Origin of the sequence: Thermoactinomyces daqus (genome assembly GCF_000763315.1) — a bacterium.
Classification (GTDB): Bacteria; Bacillota; Bacilli; order Thermoactinomycetales; family Thermoactinomycetaceae; genus Thermoactinomyces_A; species Thermoactinomyces_A daqus.
The window spans coordinates 21,761-36,337 of sequence record NZ_JPST01000035.1; the positions used below are offsets into that span (position 1 = coordinate 21,761).

General features: G+C 48.9%; 14 protein-coding genes, 1 tRNA gene and 1 pseudogene. 1 reads left to right on the top strand and 15 read right to left on the bottom strand.

Annotated features, from left to right (window positions below; all coding sequences use genetic code 11):
• Window position 1: 1 nt before the first annotated feature.
• The 9 genes and pseudogenes from thiI to JG50_RS0113795 form a co-directional block, all read right to left on the bottom strand.
• Complete coding sequence (gene thiI / locus JG50_RS0113755) at window positions 2–1,198, bottom strand: tRNA uracil 4-sulfurtransferase ThiI (protein ID WP_033101692.1); 1,197 nt, start codon at window positions 1,196–1,198, stop codon at window positions 2–4.
• Complete coding sequence (locus tag JG50_RS0113760; RefSeq protein WP_033101693.1) at window positions 1,195–2,358, bottom strand: cysteine desulfurase family protein; 1,164 nt, start codon at window positions 2,356–2,358, stop codon at window positions 1,195–1,197. The genes thiI and JG50_RS0113760 overlap by 4 nt, the downstream gene beginning before the upstream one ends.
• Window positions 2,359–2,428: 70 nt before the next feature.
• A complete protein-coding gene (locus JG50_RS0113765; RefSeq protein ID WP_033101694.1) occupies window positions 2,429–3,466 on the bottom strand; it encodes a LacI family DNA-binding transcriptional regulator in 1,038 nt (345 codons plus the stop codon).
• Between the two features lie 35 nt (window positions 3,467–3,501).
• A complete protein-coding gene (locus JG50_RS0113770; protein WP_033101695.1) occupies window positions 3,502–5,250 on the bottom strand; it encodes an alpha-glycosidase in 1,749 nt (582 codons plus the stop codon).
• A gap of 22 nt (window positions 5,251–5,272) precedes the next feature.
• A complete protein-coding gene (locus tag JG50_RS0113775) occupies window positions 5,273–6,118 on the bottom strand; it encodes a sugar ABC transporter permease (RefSeq protein ID WP_033101696.1) in 846 nt (281 codons plus the stop codon).
• The gene (locus JG50_RS0113780) at window positions 6,115–7,404 is read right to left on the bottom strand and encodes a carbohydrate ABC transporter permease (protein WP_052154336.1); all 1,290 of its coding nucleotides are present in this window, start codon (window positions 7,402–7,404) and stop codon (window positions 6,115–6,117) included. The genes JG50_RS0113775 and JG50_RS0113780 overlap by 4 nt, the downstream gene beginning before the upstream one ends.
• Window positions 7,405–7,510: 106 nt before the next feature.
• Window positions 7,511–8,764: pseudogene (locus JG50_RS20725) on the bottom strand (maltodextrin ABC transporter substrate-binding protein).
• Window positions 8,765–8,937: 173 nt separating this feature from the next.
• Complete coding sequence (gene msrA, locus JG50_RS0113790) at window positions 8,938–9,408, bottom strand: peptide-methionine (S)-S-oxide reductase MsrA (protein ID WP_033101697.1); 471 nt, start codon at window positions 9,406–9,408, stop codon at window positions 8,938–8,940.
• Between the two features lie 67 nt (window positions 9,409–9,475).
• Window positions 9,476–10,036: a beta-class carbonic anhydrase gene (locus JG50_RS0113795; protein WP_033101698.1), complete on the bottom strand. Its 561-nt coding sequence runs from the start codon at window positions 10,034–10,036 to the stop codon at window positions 9,476–9,478.
• Between the two features lie 122 nt (window positions 10,037–10,158).
• On the opposite strand from JG50_RS0113795, the gene JG50_RS0113800 reads away from it, so the two are divergent.
• Window positions 10,159–10,425 carry a PGPGW domain-containing protein gene (locus JG50_RS0113800; protein WP_033101699.1) on the top strand — a complete coding sequence of 89 codons (267 nt, stop codon included), beginning with the start codon at window positions 10,159–10,161 and terminating at the stop codon, window positions 10,423–10,425.
• Between the two features lie 58 nt (window positions 10,426–10,483).
• Here JG50_RS0113800 and JG50_RS0113805 read toward each other — a convergent pair whose 3' ends face one another.
• From JG50_RS0113805 to JG50_RS0113835, 6 genes are all read right to left on the bottom strand, one after another.
• On the bottom strand, window positions 10,484–11,119 hold the full coding sequence (locus tag JG50_RS0113805) for an O-methyltransferase (protein WP_033101700.1): 636 nt from the start codon (window positions 11,117–11,119) through the stop codon (window positions 10,484–10,486).
• 94 nt (window positions 11,120–11,213) lie between these two features.
• A tRNA-Gly gene (locus JG50_RS0113810) sits at window positions 11,214–11,287 on the bottom strand.
• Window positions 11,288–11,367: 80 nt separating this feature from the next.
• Window positions 11,368–11,736 (bottom strand): DUF308 domain-containing protein, encoded by a 369-nt coding sequence (locus JG50_RS0113815; RefSeq protein WP_033101701.1) that lies wholly within the window; start codon window positions 11,734–11,736, stop codon window positions 11,368–11,370.
• A gap of 175 nt (window positions 11,737–11,911) precedes the next feature.
• Window positions 11,912–13,507 (bottom strand): peptide ABC transporter substrate-binding protein, encoded by a 1,596-nt coding sequence (locus JG50_RS0113820; protein WP_052154339.1) that lies wholly within the window; start codon window positions 13,505–13,507, stop codon window positions 11,912–11,914.
• A gap of 381 nt (window positions 13,508–13,888) precedes the next feature.
• The gene (locus tag JG50_RS0113830) at window positions 13,889–14,269 is read right to left on the bottom strand and encodes a hypothetical protein (protein WP_052154340.1); all 381 of its coding nucleotides are present in this window, start codon (window positions 14,267–14,269) and stop codon (window positions 13,889–13,891) included.
• A gap of 11 nt (window positions 14,270–14,280) precedes the next feature.
• Complete coding sequence (locus JG50_RS0113835) at window positions 14,281–14,547, bottom strand: DivIVA domain-containing protein (RefSeq protein WP_033101703.1); 267 nt, start codon at window positions 14,545–14,547, stop codon at window positions 14,281–14,283.
• Window positions 14,548–14,577: the final 30 nt, after the last annotated feature.

The window sequence follows — 14,577 nt, forward strand, 5'->3', positions numbered from 1 at the left end:
CTCAGAAGAAGGAAAACTCTTCTTCCGGTTCACCCGGATTTAATTCGATCACTTCCGTCCCTTCAACCGCTTCACGCACCAGGCGTTCCAGATCCAGTTTGGCTTCTTCACGGGCCGCCACCTGTTTATCCGGCCGAGTTTTGGGCGCTTTTGGCAAAAAGACCGTACAGCAGTCCTCATAGGGCAAAATCGAAGTTTCATACGTTCCGATCCGTTTGGCAATCGTCATGATTTCCTGTTTGTCCATCCCGATCACCGGCCTTAAGATCGGCATATTTGTCACTTCATTGATGGTATTCATACTTTCGAGCGTTTGGCTGGCAACCTGCCCCAGGCTTTCCCCCGTCACCAGGGCAAGCGCACCATGTTTTTTGGCGACGGCCTCGGAGATGCGCAGCATGAACCGGCGCATGATCGTAATGGAATAAGAGTCATAGCAATGTTTGTTTATTTCCGTTTGAATTTCCGTAAACGGAACGATGTGCAGATGGATTTTCCCGCCATAACGCGTCAGGATCTGTGCCAGGTCGATCACTTTCTGCTTGGCCCTCTCGCTGGTGAACGGGTAGCTGTGGAAATGGATCGCATGCAGTTCCACCCCGCGCTTTAAAGCGAGATAGCCGGCCACAGGACTGTCAATCCCTCCCGACAAGAGCAGCAGGACGCGGCCGCTGGCTCCCACCGGCAATCCGCCCGGTCCCGGAATATCATTTCCGTAGATATAGGCGTATTTGCTGCGCACTTCCACATGAAGCGTCAATTCGGGATTGTGCACATCCACTTTGAGTTCGGGGACATTTCCCAAAATGAATCCGCCGAGGCGGTGATTCATCTCCTGCGACCGTATCGGAAACTTTTTGTCCGCCCGCTTGCTGTTCACTTTGAATGTCCGGACACCTTCCTGCTTTCGCACCAATTCCAGGGCCGCTTCCTTAATCTTTTCCCAATCGTTTTCCACCCGGATCGCCGGGCAAATCCCGACCAGACCAAATACGGTCTTCAGTTCGTCAATGAGCGCTTCCGGTGCTTCATCTTCCAGTTCCACAAAAATGCGGCCCGGTGTTTTCACCACGCTCACACCGGCAAAACGCGCCGTTTTTTCGCGGATATTGTTTGCCAGACGGTCTTCAAAATCCGCCTTATTCTTTCCTTTTAATGCCAATTCTCCGTAGCGGAGCAAAACACAGTTTCTTTTCATCTGTTATGCACCTTCATCACCTGTTGTAACATGGGGATCACTTTGCCCAGCGCATCGGCACACCGCATGAGATCCTCTTCGGTGTTCATCCGTCCCAAACTGATGCGAATCGAGCCGAGCGCTTCTTCATCCGACCGTCCAATCGCTTTCAGGACGCGGCTGGGCAACTCTTTTTTGGAGGAACAGGCCGACTTGCTGGAAACATAGACTCCCTCTTTCTCCAACGCATGAACGATCACTTCCGATTTCAGGAAGGGAAATGAAAGATTGATAATATACGGCGCACCGCCTTCCCTGCTCACATCGCCGTTGATGATCACGGAAGACAACCGCTCCTGGATCTGTCTGAGAAAAGCTTCTTTCCAGTTGGCAGAATCGCGTATAAAAGCATCCCCCTTCTGCCGGGCCAACACGACCGCTTTTGCCATTCCGACAATTCCCGGTACGTTCTCGGTTCCGGAACGGATTCCCTGCTCTTGTCCGCCGCCGATCAAAAGAGGCGGGAGGTGAAGATTTTTGCGTATATATAAACAACCGACTCCTTTCGGTCCATGCAGTTTGTGGCCGGACGCGGAGAGGAAGTCGATTTTCGCCTGGCGGGGCAATAAGGGAATCTTGCCGAAAGACTGTACGGCATCCACATGGAACAGCACTTTGGGATAGCGCTCCAGCCGCCGCCCGATTTCCTCAATCGGCTGAATGGTGCCGATTTCATTATTGACATGCATGATGGAGACAAGCACCGTTTCCTCTGTGATCGCCCGTTCCACATCATCAGGATTCACCCGTCCCTGTGAGTCTACAGGGAGATAGGTAACGTTCCACCCTTTGCGTTCCAAGTATTGAAACACCTCATATACCGACGGGTGTTCAATCTCGGTTGTAATCAGGTGTTTTCCGCGGCCGGCATATTCTTCGGTTACCCCGCGAATCGCCAGGTTATTGGCTTCCGTACCGCCCGAGGTGAAAAAAATTTCCTCAGGGGAAACGTTCAAGGCTTGCGCGATCACCTTGCGCGCCCCGGTGACCAACCGCTCGGCTTTTACCCCCAGTCCATGCAAAGATGAAGGGTTGCCGAACACATCGACCATCACATCAGCCATTACTTTGGCCACTTCGGGATCTGTTTGCGTTGTGGCGCTATTATCCAAATAGATCACCGACTTGCCCTCCTTTCCTCTCTTCATAACTTCACCATTCTATCATAAAACAAAACACCTGACATGAGATTCAGGTGCAATCCATTTCCCTGTTCTTTTTCAAACTCGATTGGCGGATGATGAGTTGTGACGGAATCACATGCTCAGCAGGCAAGCTGCAATGTTCCGGATCGCTCAAAGCGTTCAAAAGCAGTTTCACCGCCTCCATGCCGAGTTCGTACGATAAGATTTTGACACTGGTCAAAGGAGGATTCGTAAAGGACAACAACGGCGAATCGTTAAAACCGACAATCCCGAGTTCTTCGGGGACGCGCAGTCGGTTATGTCCGGCAAATTGCAAGGCTCCCAAGGCGAACAAGTCATCGGCCGCCAGCACCGCGTCAAAGTCGACCCCGCGGGATTTCAGTTCCTGCAGGGCATTAAATCCGCTTTCGATGGAAAACTCCGCCGTCACTGCTCTTTCCGCCGCGAAGCTTATTCCCTTCTCGCTCAATGCTTGTTTATACCCGCTGATCCGGTCCTGACTTACGATCAGATTGGGATCGCCGCTGATAAAAACCACTTTCTCATATCCTTGCTCCAATAAATGCAATGTTGCTTTTTTGGCCGCTTGTATATTGTCATTATTCACCGATAAAACCGGGTGTTCACAGCTTCTCCCGATCAAGGCGAAGGGAACGTTTTCGGCAATCAGCAGGTCGATCAGCGGATCCTGCTTGCGTGAAGTGGAGACAATCAACCCGTCGACCCTGCGCTCGCGAAAGAGTTGCATGCATTTTTGCCGTTCCTCTTCCGGTGTCCGGCTGATAGACAAAAGGATGTTGTAATCCCTTGCTTGGGCGATAGTCGACATCCCCCGCATCACTTCTGAAAAAAAAGGATTGGAAAAAGCCTGATCCGCCTCCCGGGCGATGGTAAAACCGATGGTTCGCGAGCGGCTCCGCGCCAGACTTCTGGCGATCGCGTTCGGAACGTAGTTCAGTTCTTCCATCGCCCGTTTAACGCGGAGCTTGGTTTCAAGGCTGATCCGGTTGCTTCCGGCAATCACCCTCGACACTGTCGATGGCGACACATCCGCCAGTTTCGCCACATCTTTAATCGTTGCCATAAAAATACCCCTTTAACAAATGATCAGACTGTTTTTCAAACCAGCACCATTCCCTGATAAGGGGAAAGAATCAACTCCATCCGGTTTCCTGATGCCTGGCCTTTTTCCCCCGTCAACAAATCGGTCCAATTCCTTTTTGCCCATGTATCCAGCGGCAAGGAAACATTTTGCCAGCTGTCGCTGTTATTCAGGACAATTCCTGCATTTTCCCCTTGCCATGAGCGCACAAAGGCATAGACAGGGGAACCTGGATCAGCCAACCATGTCCGGAAACTCCCCCTCCGCAACGGAGCACAACTCCGGCGAATCCGGATGAGCCGTTGATAATAGGAGAAAAGCGCCTGATTTTTCTCCTCTTTATCCCACAACATCGGCCGGCGGCAATCAGGATCTGTCTCTCCGGTCATGCCTATTTCATCCCCGTAATAAATCAACGGCGTCCCCACATAGGTCATCTGAAACAAGACGGCCAGGCGGAACCGTTCTTCCTTTTCACCGCAAGAGGTCAAAAAGCGCTCGGTATCATGGGAATCAAGCAGATTCCATGCCACTTGCAGCGCCTGATCCGGATAAGAGATGCGTGCTGTGGTCAATTCGGCATCAAACTCGCTGGCATCTGATGTTTGCTCTGCAAAAAAACGATAAACGCAGTCGCGAAACAAATAATTCATGACCGAATCAAACTGATCCCCTTCCAGCCATTTTACCGCATTATGCCATACTTCGCCGATGATGAGGGCTTCCGGATTCAGCATCTTCACAAAAGATCGGAAATCACGCCAAAAGGCATGATCCACCTCATTGGCCACATCCAGCCGCCACCCGTCGATCCCCATTTCTGTCCAGTAGCGGACGACCTGGAACAAATATTCTTTTACCTCCCTGTTTTCCGTGCGCAGCTTCGGCATGACAGGAACATTGACAGCAAACGTCTCATAGTTGGGCTGTGGCGTTTGCACAACCGGAAACTGCTCGATGAAAAACCAGTCTCTGTATTGCGAGTCCGCTCCCTTTTCCAGTACATCGCGAAAAGCAAAAAACCGGTCACCCGAATGGTTGAACACCGCATCAAGAATGATTCGCATCCCGTGCCGGTGAGCCTCCCTGATCAGGCGCTTAAACGTGTCCAGATTGCCAAACTGGGGATCAATTCTCAGATAATCCGCTGTATCGTACTTGTGATTGGATGGGGAGGCAAAAATGGGAGTGAAATAGAGCGCATTAACCCCCAGTTTGCGCAAATAGGGGAGGGAATGGATCACCCCCTCCAAGTCACCGCCGTAAAAACTGTCCCTTCCGGGCCGTGCATCCTTGCTCCAATCTTCCGTCCGGGGCGGGTCGTTCTCCTTGTCACCATTGGCAAACCTGTCCGGAAAAATCTGATAAACCACCGCATCCCTGGCCCACTCCGGGGTCACAAACAAGGCTGATTCATGGATATAGGCATACTGGAAAACTCCTGCCCGGTTCCGTTCCTTTGACACTCCCGATTCTCCGAAATAAACCCGCTCTCCTTTTTTTCCTTCCAGGAGAAATACATATTGCAGGCGTTTTGCAGTGCACTCCAGCAAAGCTTCAAAATAATCAAACCGCTGGTCCGAGGCCATCCATTCCGCTTCCGTCTGCTGAAAACAGGAATCCAGTAATTCATAGCGATCCGCGTGGAGCACGAGACAGCGGGCGATTTCTCCTTTCCCGGCACGCAGTCGCACCCTGAGGGAATGCAAATTTTCCGGACAGGCATAGGGAACCCTCGTTTCGTGAAAAAGTGCTTCAATAAGCATGAAAGCTCATCTCCTCCCTGAATCAGCCTTTATTCGCTCCTGCAGTCAATCCGGAGATAAAGTAGCGCTGTAAAGACAGGAAAATCACCGTGATCGGAACGGCAATCAACACGGAACCGGCAGCAAACAACGTATATTGCTTGCCCACATCTTTGTTGATAAAGCTGAACAGCCCGACCGCCAGCGTCTGATTATCCGGGCTGGTCAATATGATTTGCGGCAACAGAAAATCAGTCATCGGTGTCATAAAATTAAACAAAAACATCACCGCCAGAATCGGTTTGGCCAGCGGCATGATCACTTTCCAGAAGATGGTGACATGGCCGGCCCCGTCGATCCGCGCTGCTTCATCAAGGCTGTAGGGTATCGTGTCAAAATACCCTTTCACCAACCAGGTGTTGAACGGAATTTGCGTTCCCGCGTAAAAAATCAGCAACCCCAGGTGCGTATCCAACAGACCGATCCAATTCAGCAACAGATAAATGGCAACCATTGTCATCATCGACGGGAACATCTGCAAAGTCAGAAATAAAACTAATCCGTATTTGCGTCCGAAAAAACGGTAACGGGAAAACACATAGGCCGTACCAGTGGTGATGATCACGGACACAAACGCATTGATCAGGGCGATTTTCAGGGTGTTCCAATACCAGGTCGGATACTGGCTGTTAGGATTGAAGAAAAGCCAGCGATAATGAGCCAAGGTCGCATGTTTCGGAACCAGCGAAGTGGAAAAGATGCCGTCCCCCGGGCTGAATGAAGCCCCGATCACCCACAGCAACGGGTAAATACAAATCACAGCCATGATGATCAGAATCAGGTAACTCAGGAGAAGCCGGAGATACGTTTGCCGTTTGCTGCTGTTCATCGGATCATCCCTTCCTCTTTGAACGAACGGGTTCCCCTGAATTGCAAAACGGCCAGCACGGTTACGATCAAGCCGATGATGACGGAAATCGCCGCGGCATAGTTGTATTTGGAGGTTTCAAAGGTTAATTTGTAAACCCAGGAAATAAGAATGTCCGTCCCCCCGGCCGTTTGTCCCGGGATGGCCGGAAGCCCTTTATTAAAGAGATAAATGACATTGAAATTATTAAAATTGCCCACATATTGAACGATCAGCAACGGAGCCGTTGCATAAAGCGCCATCGGCAAAGTGATATGGCGAAATTTCTGCCAGATCGTCGCCCCGTCCACCTCAGCCGCCTCATACAGATCCGCAGAGATCGCTTGTAACACACCGGTATATAAAGCCATGCTGAAGGGAAAGCCAAGCCAAAATTGGATCAGCAAAATGGCGATTTTGGCCCAAAAGGGATCCGTCATCCACGGCAGTGCCCCCAGCCCGATTCCCTGCAAAAAAAGGTTAACCGTTCCGAAGTTGTTATCAAACAGGCCGGAAAAAACAATGATCGAGACAAACGAGGGAACTGCCCACGGCAAGATCAAAATGGTGCGGAAAAACTTTTTAAACTTCAGTTTTTTCTGATTGAGGATCACGGCTAAAAACAGGCCCAAAATCACCTGAACCGTTGTCGAAACCAACGTCCAAACCACCGTCCAGCAGAGACCGCTGAAAAAAGATGTTTTCCAAAAGCTGAGTTGAAACAGGTGCACGAAGTTATCCAGCCCGACATAGTCGACCAATTTGGCCGGAGGTTGATGATAAAGGTCATAGTTCGTGAAAGCGAGCACTATCATGAACAAAATGGGAAAGAGCACCACAAACACAAGCAATATCATGGCCGGTCCGATCACAAGATACGGAAAACCCTGATCGGTAACATGCCGGAAGGTCTGCATCACTCCGGGAGGTTTGACTCCCCGTTCCCGCAATTTTCCCACTTTGTAGGCATCGCGAATATTGAAACCGTAACAGCCCAGGCCAAACAGGATAAGCAAAATGGAAATAATCCCCTCCGCCATCAAATCGAGCGAATTATCCACTTGCGGAATTGTGCCCAAGGTGGCAATGCCCCAGAGTCCGATGTTAAAAAAAGGATAGAAAACAACGATATAGGCGATCTGCAACCCCAATAACAATCCGCCTTTCACCCACTGTCGATTGTACATTTGCCTGAGGCCCATCGACAAAGCGGACAGCACGGCGGCAACCCTGCTTCTTCTTATTAACGGACATTTTGCTGAATTCATCCAACCTCGCATCCTTTACCCTGTATTCCGTCTGAAAAAGCATGTTGCAGGACGGGTCGTCGGGGCCCCGGCAGTCGGAGGCCCCTGTCTTCCCTTCTGATTTTGCTTATTGTTTCATCGTTTTGATGTTTTCTTTGATCAATCTGACTGCGTCATCCAGTGCTTGTTTGGGAGTCTGTTTCCCTTCCGCGACAAAGGTGTGGGCATTGTTAACCGGTTCCCAGACAACCCCCATCTCCGGAATGCTCGGCATGGGCACCCCTGTTTTCGCCTGCTCGGCAAAGCCATTAATCAACGGATTGTTTTTAATCATCGGATCATTCAGAAGATCCTTGCGCGGAGGAATTTCACCCGTTTCCAGAAATCGTGATTTCAATGCTTCTCTGCTTGTCAAAAATTTCATCAGATCAGTCGCGTATCGGGGATGCTTGCTGTAAGCGGATAAATACCATCCTTTCACACCGACAAACGTCCGTGCCGGTTTTCCGTCAACCTTGGGAAGCGGTGCGACACCCAGATCAATGCCGGCAGCCTGATAGTCCTTGACTGCCTAGGGACCGTTCAGGACGGCCGCCACATTCCCTTCTTTAAAGAGCCCGCTCACGGTATCCCCTTTCAGCCCTTTCGGCAACAACCCCTGACTGAACCATTTTTCCACTTCTTTCATCCCGGCAATCGAGCCCGGGCTGTTTAATTCAATTTTATCCGGATCGGTTTTGCCACCGGTCTCCCCAAAAACGGAACCGCCTTTGGCCGCAAACAGGAAATACGTATAATAAAGATTATTCTCCTCAAACATGATTCCATATTTATTTTCCGCCGGTTTATTGTTCTCTTTTGCGTACTTCATCAGATCTTCATACGTTGCCGGTACGTTGTTCATTAATTTTTTGTTATATATTAAAGCGATACTCTCCGTCACTTTCGGCAGACCATAAACCTGACCGTTATAAGTCATGGCCCGCATGGCGTTATCATCAAATTGCTCTTTGACGGAATCATCTACCTGAATCGGTTGCAAAAGACCTTTGACAATCGCTTCCCCCAGCCGGTCATGCGGCCAGGTAACCAGGTCAGGCCCTTTTCCGGCCGGGCCATCCAGCGTCAGTTTATCTTCCTGTTTCAAGAGAGGAACGGCAACGACATCGACTTTGATCCCCGTTCGTTTGGTAAACTGGGCGGCCAATTTTTTGGTGTTGTTGATTTGCACCCCGTCATCCGCGTTTTCCCAGACTACCAGCTTGTCCGGCTTCCGCTCGATTCCACCGGCCTGAACATGGGGATCGCGCTTCGGCCCGCATCCGCTCAACAGTGCGGTCACTATCGCGAAAACCGCGACAAGACCGATCCATTTTTTCATCTCCGAAGCCTCCTTTGTGCAAACGGTTGCATAAACAAAAATACGTCGATTCCATCTCTATTTTATCGCCTCATCATTTATCTTACAAGAAATTATATTATTTATTTTCGCAATAATATTTTTGTAAAAAAAGATGCCGCCTCTTCAAGAAGCAGCATCGGTCGATTTCAGGATCAGATATGGCACGAGTCAAGGCCGCGCTTTTGCAGGTAGCGTTGATGATATTCTTCTGCCCGCCAGAATGTTGAAGCCGGTGTGATCTCCGTGACGATCGGATTTTTCCAGCGGCCGCTTTTGTCCATCTTTTCTTTGGATGCTTCGGCTAATTTCTTTTGCTCTTCATTATGGTAGAAGATCACGGAACGGTACTGCGTTCCCACATCGGGACCCTGACGGTTTAACGTCGTCGGATTATGGTTGTTCCAAAAGATATCGAGCAGATCCAGATAGGAGACCTGCTCCGGATTATATTCGATTTGCACCACTTCCGCATGTCCGGTGCGGTCAGTGCATACATCTTCATAGGTTGGGTTCTCCAACGTCCCGCCCATATAGCCCACTGTGGTGTTGATTACACCCGGAACCTGGCGAAACGTTTCTTCTACTCCCCAAAAACAGCCTGCACCAAATGTTGCGAGCGCCATTTTTATTCCCCCTTTTCTTCATCAATTTTATCAGAATAAGATTCCACTTGAAAGCCGGAGACCAAACTTATTTCCGCCCGTCATGAATCAGCTCCAGCTCCCCGGTTTCGGGATCAATGATCAAACCGTGAACCTGAATTTCCTGGGGAAGCAGGGGATGATTTTGGATCAGACGGATGCTGTTCATGACCCCTTCTTCCACGTTTGCGCATCCGGCTAACCATTTATGCAGATCCACCCCTTGCTCACGAACGGCTTCAATTTCGTTCTGCGTGACCCCGTGCTCCTCTAAGTGTTCCAGAACCGATCCAGCTCTCAGCCCTTCCATGCCGCATCCTTTGTGCCCAATCACAAAGATTTCTTTCGCTTTCAGCAGCGACACTCCCACCAAAATGCTTCTCATCACGCTGCCATATGGCTCTGTCACCATGGCACCGGCCGTTTTTACCACTTTGGCATCTCCGTTTTTAAGATTGAGCGCCTTTGGCAAAAGCTCAACCAACCGGGTATCCATACAGGTTACGACCAGCAGCTCTTTTTTCGGATATTTTTCCGCCAGATATGGTTCATATTCCTTATTATTCACAAATTCCCGATTATAGGCCAGAATCTCTTCCAGACGGCTCATCTGATCTACTCCTTTGATGTCGTTTTTTAATTGTCCAAAAAGCTGACCATTTTTTATCCCAGGTTGGTCGGGTATACTAATTACGATGACACCCCAAAGCAAAAGGTGGTTTATTGTTCCCCATGAATGACAGAGTAAAACACGTGATCAAAGTCGTACTTGGCTGGACATTTCTCGTCCTCGGGATTATTGGCTTTTTTGTCCCGATTCTGCAAGGGTTTCTCTTTACGCTGATCGGGTTGATCCTGTTGTCGCAAACCACGCCCTGGGCGAAACGCCTGCTTGATCGCCTGCGCCGGCGGTACCCCGAAATAGCAGTAAAATCGGAGAAATGGATTGAAAAATGGGGAAATAAATTCCGCTTTGGCTCAAAATCAAATCCGGAATGAGAAAAACCCATGTGAATAACTGCCGAAGTGAAACATTTCCCTCCGGCAGTTTTTATATTTATTTGACGCGGCAAATTCCCAGACCGTCACCGATGGTAAGCAGAATGGATTCCAACCGGGGATCGGTGGCAATGCGGCGGTTAAATTCCCGTACGGCCACAGGGGACGGACCTTGATAAGACTCATCCAGGATTTTCCCGCCCATAAAGAGATTGTCCGCGGCAATGATCGCTCCCGGTTCAGCCAGTTCAATCGCTTTTTCCAAGTAATGCAAATAATTCATTTTATCTGCATCAATAAAAATAAATTGAAACCGCTCATTTCTTTGGGTCAATTGGGACAAACTATCTGCCGCATCCCCCACCATAAAGGAAACGCGTGTATCCAGCCCTGCTTTTGTCAAGTTTTCCATGGCAAAGTCGGCATGCTTCTGTTTCAGTTCAAGCGATACCACTTTCCCGTCTTCCGGCAAGGCTCGGGCCAACCAGATCGTACTGTATCCACCCAGTGTCCCGATTTCCAACACCTTTTTGGCTCCGGAAATCTTGGTGAGCAGGTAAAGCGTTTTTCCCACTTCCGGCGGTACGGAAATCTGCGGCATGTCGCGTTCGGCCAATCCGGCGGCAATCCCTTTCAAGACCTCGTCTTCCTGGACAAAGAGAGAACGGACATATTCTTTTTCCTGCACAAGCATCCTCCCCGATATTTTTTTAAAAAGCACTCTCTTATTTTATCCCAATTTAATGAAAAAAGAAAAGGTACCACCTGACGGTGGTACCTTTTCATGTTGGAGCGGACGACGGGAATCGAACCCGCACTACTAGCTTGGGAAGCTAGTGTTCTGCCATTAAACTACATCCGCGTATCGACATGGTCATTATACCATAAACCAATACACAAAAACAAGCCCCCTTTTTTGAGGACTTGTTTCCACCCGGAAGGTTAAAATATCAAACGAAACGGAAAGAGTACAAACGCTAAAATCAAAGCAACGATTCCCACAGCAATGGCCCACCAGCCCAACGTGCTTTTCCTTCTGACGGCGAACGCACCGACGACGATGCCGGCAATCGACAAAACGAAAGGCCAGAAGAAAAAGGCGAGGACGGACAGAACCAAAGCGGCGATGCCAAGTCCCATACCACCATTTTCGGTACGCGCGCCTCTCTGGTCGTCACGGTCGTTGTCTTCACTGGCAAAGGTGGGATTGGGTGAAAGTTCCGCCGCTGTTTCCTCATCATCCGGTCTATTTGCGACATTCGGTTCGTTCTGGTTTTCTTCTTCCTTATTCAGCTTCTTGTCCTTAGCCATGCCGATCCCTCCATTTGGTTTCCGGGTTTAGGCTTAGTATGTGTTTCTTCCTGTAAAAAAACGTTTGTTAAATGGAGGAAATAAAAATGGAGCAGAAACCGACTCCGCTCCCAAGCCAACAAAGAGGTTTTGCAACAAGATGTTCCCATTTTCCGTTTTTCCCCAAGCAAATTCCTTATTTTTTATCTGCTTCCGAATAATCATTCGGCCCGACCGGATGGCGGATAATTCCCGTCACGTCCGGCTGCTGCGCATAAGCGATATTGTAGAAATACAGCGGAGTGATCGGCGCTTCATCAAACAAGATCTGTTCAGCATGATGAAGCAACTGGTCACGTTTGTTGATATCGCTCGTTTCCGAAGATTGTTCCAGCAAAGCGTCATATTCTTTGTTGCTCCAATGCGTATGATTCATTGAATGATCGGTTTGCCAGCTCTCCAGATAATTATAGGTGTCGTTGTAGTCAGCTAGGAAACTTGCCAGCTGCATGACGAAGTTCGAACTGCGTTGATCGGCGAAAAACACCTTCTTCTCCTCGGCCTGCAATTGTATCTCCACATTCAGGTGCTGATGGATCATCTCTTGTACTGCTTCGGCGATCTTTTTATATTTCTCATTGGAATTGCTGTACAGCAGCGTGACTGTCGGCAGTTGGCTCCAGCCTTCTTCTTTCATGCCTTCCTGAAGCAATTTTTTGGCTTCATCATACTGTCCGTCCTTAATCAAGTCGCCGCCTTGTTTGCGAAATTGATTCGGGGCGGAAGGGGCCACATAGCCATACGCCGGTTTTACTCCTCCGCCGACGATCTTCTCTGCGATGGTCCGGCGATCAATGGCCAGTGCAAATGCCTTGCGCACCTTAGCATTGGTAAACGGCGGTTTCTTCGTATTAAAGCGGAAAAAGGCAAGCCCGTTGCCGTCCATCGTCTTGATTGTCCCGTTTTTCAGCATGGAGGGAAGCAGATCCGCCGGCATTTGCGCTCCGGCTGCGACATCCAACTTTTTTGTTTGATACAGTTGGTAAATCGTTTTGTTATCACTGACAATCGAATAATGCAGTCCATCGAGTTTCACTTTCTCTTTTTTGTAATATTGGTCATTTTTCTCAAGGGTAAGATGATCATTGTGCTTCCACTCCGTCAGGTTAAACGCCCCGTTGCTCACATACGTTTTTGCATCGGCAAATGCATTCGGATTTTTCTCGACTACTTTTCGGTCAACAGGGAAGTAGACGGGATAAGCCGTCAACTGTAAAAAGGAAGGGGTGGGCTTTGCCAGCCGGACTTCCAGCGTGTCATCATCCAAAGCTTTGACCCCGACCTGATCCACGCTCCCTTTCCCCGTGTTATATGCTTCCGCTCCTTCAATAAAATAGAGCAAGAACGCTGGTTCCGCGGCCGTTTTCGGATCGAGCACCCGCTTCCATTCGTATTCAAAATCATGCGCGGTCAAAGGATCCCCATTGGACCATTTGGTCTTTTTCAGGTGAAACCGGTAAGTCAGCCCGCCGGAACTGACATCGACCTTATCGGCGAGCGCCGGTTGCGGCTGATCGTTTTTGTCCAGACGCATCAAACCTTCAAACAGGTTGTTGGTGATTTCCAGCGTATCCTCATCAAATGCCTTGGCCGGATCGAGACTGGTCGGTTCGCCGGTGGCATTCAAATTCAGGATCTTTTGCTCTGGACCATTGGCTTTTGAGGCGCATCCCGATAAACCGGCAGCCAAAACAAGCAATAAAAGCAGAGAAAAAAGGCCGAACTTTTTCAAATCTCTCCCTCCTTCAATACACAAACAAAAAACGGAATGAAAATTACTTCGTCATATCCGTATTAAAAACCTTCTGATAAATGAAATTATACTAATATTAAATAAAAAATATGACTCTCACGATGACAGGCTTGATTTGCAAGGCGGCAACACCAGAAGGACGGATGAGGGGTCTCCAAAGAACAAAATCTCTCCGGGTATCCTGTCTCTTTTTTTGCACAAAAAAAGCGATGGGTATCCACCGCTTCAGATGTACATTTGCCCTGACTGCGAATTCTCTTGTCTCATACGTACCGTTGAATAAATCAATCCTGCCGATGATATAATCAGAAAAATCTGTCAAATAAATCTTCCTTAAACAGCCGGCTTTCGTCCAGAAATTCACCCGTTACTCAAATCTTTGCTCAATCGTCGGTCCAAATATTGATAGATGCTTCGGATAATTTTTCCGTTCCACCCGAAGTCAACAAACTTTGCCCTCAGTGCGGCATGAATATCAACCGCCGTCCGGAGCGGGGTGATATCGATCACGGTGACGACCAAATCATGTTTCAACCCTATACCATTGCGACATTCCAACATAACCTCCCCGCGAGATTCATCCACATGAATCAACCGAAAGGAAGGAAACTGCCCGGGCAACCCTTTTAACGCTTCGATTGCCTCCCATTTTTGATTTCGGTAATATCTTGTCCTCAAATTGGGCTCCTGCTGATCCCCAGTTTCTGTCACTCCGCTGAAAAAACGCTGAATCGCTGACAATCGTCTCCTCCTTATCTGAGCACGATTTGTTCCAATCTCTCCAGGCGCATGAGAATCTGATCCATCAGGTCATCATTCTGATTGGCTGCCGCACCCGAACCCCCTTGATTTTTCTTTAATTTTTTGATCTGATCCTTTAAATATTCATTTTCTTGCAGCACTTCTTCATAATTTTTTATAACTAAATCCAAAAATTCGTTAACCTCTTCAATATCATAACCACGGATGGCATGCTTAAAATCCTTATTAAAAATATCCATTGGGGTTAGTCTGCTCATGGATCACACTCCTCGGCCAACATTTCTTTC

What these genes read in the sequence shown, in the direction of transcription:
- JG50_RS0113815 (WP_033101701.1), bottom strand. Translation starts at nt 11,736, where the DNA reads ATGGCTAAGGACAAGAAGCTGAATAAGGAAGAAGAAAACCAGAACGAA.
- JG50_RS0113835 (WP_033101703.1), bottom strand. Translation starts at nt 14,547, where the DNA reads ATGAGCAGACTAACCCCAATGGATATTTTTAATAAGGATTTTAAGCAT.
- msrA (WP_033101697.1), bottom strand. Translation starts at nt 9,408, where the DNA reads ATGGCGCTCGCAACATTTGGTGCAGGCTGTTTTTGGGGAGTAGAAGAA.
- JG50_RS0113805 (WP_033101700.1), bottom strand. Translation starts at nt 11,119, where the DNA reads ATGCTTGTGCAGGAAAAAGAATATGTCCGTTCTCTCTTTGTCCAGGAA.
- JG50_RS0113775 (WP_033101696.1), bottom strand. Translation starts at nt 6,118, where the DNA reads ATGAACAGCAGCAAACGGCAAACGTATCTCCGGCTTCTCCTGAGTTAC.
- JG50_RS0113770 (WP_033101695.1), bottom strand. Translation starts at nt 5,250, where the DNA reads ATGCTTATTGAAGCACTTTTTCACGAAACGAGGGTTCCCTATGCCTGT.
- JG50_RS0113765 (WP_033101694.1), bottom strand. Translation starts at nt 3,466, where the DNA reads ATGGCAACGATTAAAGATGTGGCGAAACTGGCGGATGTGTCGCCATCG.
- JG50_RS0113800 (WP_033101699.1), top strand. Translation starts at nt 10,159, where the DNA reads ATGAATGACAGAGTAAAACACGTGATCAAAGTCGTACTTGGCTGGACA.
- JG50_RS0113780 (WP_052154336.1), bottom strand. Translation starts at nt 7,404, where the DNA reads ATGAATTCAGCAAAATGTCCGTTAATAAGAAGAAGCAGGGTTGCCGCC.
- thiI (WP_033101692.1), bottom strand. Translation starts at nt 1,198, where the DNA reads ATGAAAAGAAACTGTGTTTTGCTCCGCTACGGAGAATTGGCATTAAAA.
- JG50_RS0113795 (WP_033101698.1), bottom strand. Translation starts at nt 10,036, where the DNA reads ATGAGCCGTCTGGAAGAGATTCTGGCCTATAATCGGGAATTTGTGAAT.